The sequence below is a fragment of the Frankia canadensis genome (assembly GCF_900197875.1).
In the GTDB taxonomy this organism is placed as follows: Bacteria; Actinomycetota; Actinomycetes; order Frankiales; family Frankiaceae; genus Frankia; species Frankia canadensis.
The window spans coordinates 1-5,387 of sequence record NZ_FZMO01000251.1; the positions used below are offsets into that span (position 1 = coordinate 1).

Sequence of the window (5,387 nt, forward strand, 5' to 3'; positions counted from 1 at the left end):
TCCCCCGGCCGAGCCCCCCGCCGCCGCCGCGCTGGTCGTCCAGCTCGGACGCATCCACCTGCTCGTCGTCGAACCGCATGTCCCGCCTTCCGCCGCACCCGGACCCGTTCGTCCTGTCCGTCTCCGTTCACCGGGTCCCGATGGGCAGTATGTCCACAACGATCAGCGCGCGAACGCCGACCCGTGCGGATGCGCCGCCGGCGGATGGACCTCAGCCGAGATGGGCGAAGACGACGACGTTGTCGACGTAATGGCCGGACCTGTGGTCGAAGGTGCCACCGCAGGTGATCAGACGGAGCTGCGCGCCGCTGCCGGAGTGGTAGACCTCCTGGTCCGGGAAGTCTGCCTTCGCGTACTCGGCCAGCCGGTCGACGACGAAGGTCGCGGTCGTGCCGTCCCGTCGGTCGACGAACACCGTGGCGCCGGCCCGCAGGCCGCGCAGCCGGTAGAAGACCGCCGGGCCGGTCCTGGAGTCGACATGCCCGGCGATCACGGCCACGCCGTCGTCGCCCGGCTCTGGGCCCGCCTGGTTCCAGCCGACCTCGTCGAACCCGGCCGGGGGGATCAGTGTCCCCGCCGCGTCCAGCTGCAGCGCCACGACCGGCGCCATGACGGCGAGGTCCGGCACTCGCAGCCGCACCGGATCCGCCACCGTGCCCGCCTCGGCGCCTGGTGTCGTGCCCGGCGCCGCGGCACCTGACGTCACGGCGCCCACCTCCGCCGGCGGCGTCCCGCGCGGGTTCCCGCCGGTCGTGGCCGGCTGTCCCGAGCCGCAGCCGGTGACCGTCACCGCAGCCAGCACGAGGACGGCCGCCAGCACCGCCCCGACAGCCGACCGGCGCCGGCCGGACCACCGCCGCGGGTCGTGACCCGGCCGGGGCGTCCGGCCGCCGGCGTCGCCGCCGGCGGCCGTCGGATCGCTCGTCACCCGAGCGCACCCGCGCGACGTCGCCGCCACAGGCCGAAGCCGGCGAGTACGCCGAGTCCCGCGCCGCCGGCCGCGAGCGGGACAGCCGCCTCGGTGCCGGAATGCGTGTCCGGCTGGGTGCCGCCGGCGCCGGTGTCGACACCACCCTGGGGCTGGACCGGAAGGGCACGTCCCTGGCCCGGCTTCCCGTCGGCCCGCGGCGGCCGCGGGCGGGGGGTGGCCGTGGCCAGGCCCGGCGCCGGCGCCGCGGCGCCGGCGGTCGCGGGCAGGCCCGGCGCGGGCGCGGGCGTCGCGGCACTGGCGGCCGTCGCGGGCAGCGCCACCCCGACGGCGATGACGCCGGCCAGCGTCACCCCGAGCGCGGACCTGCGCAGCCTCTGGCCGGCTCGGGCCGGGCGGCTGGGAGTGCTCATCACCGGGTTACCTCGATTCTGTCGGCGGCATCCAGAGCCACGTACGGGCCGACCGGATGCCGATGGTCACCGGCCGGTTCGCCTGCCCGGCCCGCATCGAGCCTGTCCACGCCGGATGGGCGCTGAATGAGATGACGATGAGAGCCCTCTCATCCGCCCGGCGCTGTCCGCGCGTCGACGTGACGGCCGGGGGGTGCCGCCGGGCTGGCCTAAGATGACCCGCATGGCGGATCAGCCGGATACGTCGGGCTCTGCCACGGGCGCCGCGGCGGCGCCGGAGGTGGCGGCTCGGACCGGAATCTGGGGGATCGGCCTCGCCGCGCTGGGCCTGGCCGCGGTCGTCGCCGGCATGGCCGCCGGAGTGGGGTCCGTCTCGGGCACACCACGCCCGCCGGACCTGGGCGGGCCGATCCTGGCGCCCAGCGCCGTGTCCACGCCGGCGTCGGCGTCCACCGCCACCTCCGCGCCGCTGACCGGGACGCTGTCGCCGGTGCCCGGCAGGAGGCGCCCGGGCCAGCTCCCGCCGCAGGTGCTCGCGCGGGCCGACGGTACGAGGGCCTCCGCGGCGCGGGCGGCGACGCCGGTGCCCGTCCGCGCGCTGCCGGTCCCGCCCACGGTCCAGCCGACCGCGATGGCGGCGGCGCCCGGCGGCGCTCCGGCTCCCGCGGCCGTCGGATGAGAGGCTTCTCATGGTGTTCTCATCCGTGGCTTCGGCTTCCTCGCGACGCTGGAACGCGTGCTGCCCGGGCGGCCGCGGGCCCGCGGGCTGGGAAGCGGCGTGATGCGGATCCGCGTGGTGGCGGGCTCGGCGCGGCTGCGCATCCTCGGCTGGCAGCTGCTGCTCGTGGCGCTGGCGCTGGGCGGCTCCGTGCTGGCGGCCCGCCAGGTGCTGATGGCGCGTGTCGACGAACGGGTGGACCAGGGCCTGGCCAAGGAGGTCAGCGAGCTGCGCCGGTTCGTCGACAAGAGCGTCGACCCGGCCACCAGGCGTTCGCAGTTCCCCGACGTGCGCGCCCTGCTGAAGGCGCATCTCGAACGGGCCATCCCGGACCGCAACCAGACGATGCTCGCGCTCGTCGACGGCGTGCCGGCGTACCGCAGCGCCGAGACGCCGCCCTACCGGCTGGACACGGACCGGGCCGCGACCGCGGCGTTCGTGTCGTCGGTGGCGGGCGGCCAGCCGCACTACGGTCGGGTAGGCACCTCGGCCGGCGACGTGCGCTACGTCGCGGTCCCCGTCAGCGTGCGGGGCCACTCGGAGCGGGGCGTCTTCGTGTCGGCCGTGTTCGTCGACCGCGAGCGCGCCGAGGTGGACGAGGTGGCCAGGGTGCTCGGCATCGTCGGGTTCGGCGCGCTGGCCGTCGCCGGCGCGGCCGGCTGGATGGTCGCCGGGCGGGTGCTCGCCCCGGTGCGGATGGTCCGCCGGACCGCCCAGACGATCACGGAGACGGATCTGTCCCGGCGCATCCCGATCGGCCGCGGGTGGGGTGGCCGGGACGAGATCACGGAGCTCACGCGGACGTTCAACGGCATGCTGCATCGCCTCGAGCAGGCCTTCGAGACCCAGCGCGCCTTCGTCGACGACGCCGGCCACGAGCTGCGCACCCCGATCACCATCATCCGCGGGCATCTGGAACTGCTCGGCGACGATCCGGACGACCGGGCCGAGACCGTCGCCCTCGTCCTGGACGAGCTCGACCGGATGAGCCGGATGGTCGACGACCTGCTGGTGCTCGCGAAGGCGGAGCAGCCCGACTTCCTGCGCCGCGAGCCGGTGGACCTCGCCGGCTTCACCACGGACCTGTTCGTGAAGACGCGGGCGCTGGCCCCGCGCGGATGGCGGCTGGCGGCGGTCGGGGACGGCCGGGTGCTCGCCGACCGGCAGCGGCTCACCCAGGCGTTGCTGCAGCTCGCGCAGAACGCGGCCGAGCACACCCGGACCGGTGACACGATCGCGATCGGCTCGGCCGCCGACGACCGCGCCGCGCGCTTCTGGGTGGCCGACTCCGGCCCCGGGGTGTCGCCGGCGGACCGGGCTCGCATCTTCGAGCGTTTCGCCCGTGGCGCCTCCGCCAGGCCGCCGTCGCCAGCGGGCGGGGGCGCGGGGCTCGGTCTCGCGATCGTGCGGGCGATCGCGACCGCGCACGGCGGCACCGTCCGGGTCAGCGGCGAGCCCGGCGCGGGCGCGACCTTCACCCTCGAACTGAGCCTGGTCGAGCAGAGCACTCCCGTCCACGAGCCTGGACGCGTCGAGCTCGTCGGCCCCGGGACCGCCGGCCGGGGGCACCATGACGCGGCGGGCGGGCGTCCGCGCGGCGGAGCAGAGGGGACGCCGGGTTGACGAACCGGGTGCTGATCGCCGAGGACGAGCACCGGATCGCCTCGTTCGTGGCGAAGGGGCTGCGCGCCCACGGCTTCGTGCCGACCTGCGTGGACGACGGCCAGTCGGCGCTGCGGGTCGCCCTCTCCGGGGACGTCGACCTGCTCCTTCTCGACATCGGACTGCCGGACCTCGACGGCTTCACCGTGCTGCGCCAGCTGCGTGCCGCCGGCTCGCGGCTCCCCGTGGTGATGCTCACCGCCCGCGACGGCGTGCGTGACACGGTCGCCGCCCTGGAGGGCGGGGCCGACGACTACATGAGCAAGCCGTTCCGGTTCGAGGAGCTGCTGGCCCGGATCCGACTGCGGCTGCGCCCGGAACGGTCCGACGGCGACCCGACCGTGCTGCGCCGGGGCGATCTCGCCCTCGACCTGCGCACCCGCCAGGCTCGCGTCGGCGACCGGATCATCGACCTCACCGCGCGGGAGTTCGTCCTGACCGAGACGTTCCTGCGTCATCCCGGCCAGGTGCTCGCCCGCGAGCAGCTGCTGTCCGCCGTCTGGGGCTACGACTTCGACCCCGGCAGCAACATCGTCGACGTCTACGTCGGCTACCTGCGCCGCAAACTGGGCGCCGGCCGGATCGTCACCGTACGTGGCATGGGCTACCGCCTCGAGCCCGCCCAGCCACCCGATGTCAGCCCGCCCCCGGGCACCGTCTGATCATCCGGTTCCACGGCGGCCAGCGATCAGCCGGCCAGCTGGGCCCTCAGGCGGGTCTGGTCATAGTAGAGGCGGTTCTCGGTGATCCGGCCGCGCTCGACCCGGTAGACCTCGACGACCCGCAGGGTGATGCGCCGCCCGGTCGGGGGATGCTCGGTGCCGTCGGGGTCGCGCAGCGGGCCGGTGTGCGTCGCGGCCAGGGTGTACTCCTCGACGACGAGCTCGCCCTGCTCGGCGAGGACGTGGGTGTCGACGTCGATGTCGCCGAACGCGGCCAGGAACGCCGCGCTGTAGCCGGCGCCGGCGTCACGCCCCTCGACCCGCACTCCGCCGGGCGCCTCGACGACGAGGTTCTCGTCCAGCAACGCGAGGACGGCGTCCTGGTCGCCCGCGTCGAAGGCGTCGAGCGCCTGCTTGACCGTGTCCAGCGCCTCGCCCACCCGGGCCTCCCGCCCTCGCCCTCGCATCGCATCGCCTGCTGGCGCCTGACCGAGCGCCCGCGCCCAGATCCTCCCATCGCACGATCCGGCGCCGCCGCCGAATCCGCGTACTCGCGAGGCGGGTCAGATCACGTCATGTCTCGACGTGTGATCATGTGGGCACGCCGGGGTGGGCACGTCGAGTGACACGTTCTCGCGACGGTGGCCGTGAAGATCACACCTGCACACGCGGGCTAGACGCCTGTGGTCGACCCCGGACGGACGATCATCAGCACGGTGACGGCGACCCAGAGCAGGTTGAAGATGCCAACCGTCATCGCGAGCCGCCGGCTGCGCGCGATCGCCGCCGCCGGCCCGGCCGTGGTCGCGGCCGGGAGTGGGGCGGCCTCCGCGGCCGGCAGGGCGGGACCCGCCTGCGCGGGAGCCGACGGCGTGGCGTCTGGTGCGGCGGCCCGCTCGGGAACGGCCGCGCTCCGCTCGGGCAGGACGGCGCCGCCGGTCTGCTCGGGGACGACGGTCTGCTTGGGCACGGCGGTCTGCGCGGGGACGGCAGCGGGGTCGGGG

Annotated in this window: 6 protein-coding genes and 1 pseudogene; 3 read left to right on the forward strand and 4 right to left on the reverse strand. The window is 75.5% G+C overall.

All coding sequences use genetic code 11. The features are described 5' to 3' along the window. Positions 1-211: 211 nt before the first annotated feature. On the reverse strand, positions 212-928 hold the full coding sequence (locus tag C1A33_RS19435; protein ID WP_243407731.1) for a class F sortase: 717 nt from the start codon (positions 926-928) through the stop codon (positions 212-214). Further along, positions 925-1,341: a hypothetical protein gene (locus tag C1A33_RS19440; protein WP_101832876.1), complete on the reverse strand. Its 417-nt coding sequence runs from the start codon at positions 1,339-1,341 to the stop codon at positions 925-927. Before C1A33_RS19440 ends, C1A33_RS19435 begins: the two co-directional genes overlap by 4 nt. A 223-nt stretch (positions 1,342-1,564) precedes the next feature. Here C1A33_RS19440 and C1A33_RS19445 point away from each other — a divergent pair, with 223 nt between their 5' ends. The 3 genes from C1A33_RS19445 (at position 1,565) to C1A33_RS19455 (ending at position 4,383) form a co-directional block, all read left to right on the forward strand. Next, a complete protein-coding gene (locus tag C1A33_RS19445; RefSeq protein ID WP_101832877.1) occupies positions 1,565-2,020 on the forward strand; it encodes a hypothetical protein in 456 nt (151 codons plus the stop codon). Between the two features lie 102 nt (positions 2,021-2,122). After that, a complete protein-coding gene (locus C1A33_RS19450; RefSeq protein ID WP_101832881.1) occupies positions 2,123-3,682 on the forward strand; it encodes a sensor histidine kinase in 1,560 nt (519 codons plus the stop codon). After that, positions 3,679-4,383 carry a response regulator transcription factor gene (locus C1A33_RS19455; RefSeq protein ID WP_101832878.1) on the forward strand — a complete coding sequence of 235 codons (705 nt, stop codon included), beginning with the start codon at positions 3,679-3,681 and terminating at the stop codon, positions 4,381-4,383. Before C1A33_RS19450 ends, C1A33_RS19455 begins: the two co-directional genes overlap by 4 nt. Positions 4,384-4,409: 26 nt before the next feature. Here the strand turns inward: C1A33_RS19455 and C1A33_RS19460 are convergent, their stop codons facing one another. Both C1A33_RS19460 and C1A33_RS36785 read right to left on the reverse strand, forming a co-directional pair. Further along, positions 4,410-4,850: an ester cyclase gene (locus C1A33_RS19460; RefSeq protein WP_341477243.1), complete on the reverse strand. Its 441-nt coding sequence runs from the start codon at positions 4,848-4,850 to the stop codon at positions 4,410-4,412. A gap of 206 nt (positions 4,851-5,056) precedes the next feature. Beyond that, positions 5,057-5,387: pseudogene (locus C1A33_RS36785) on the reverse strand (hypothetical protein); the annotation flags it as partial.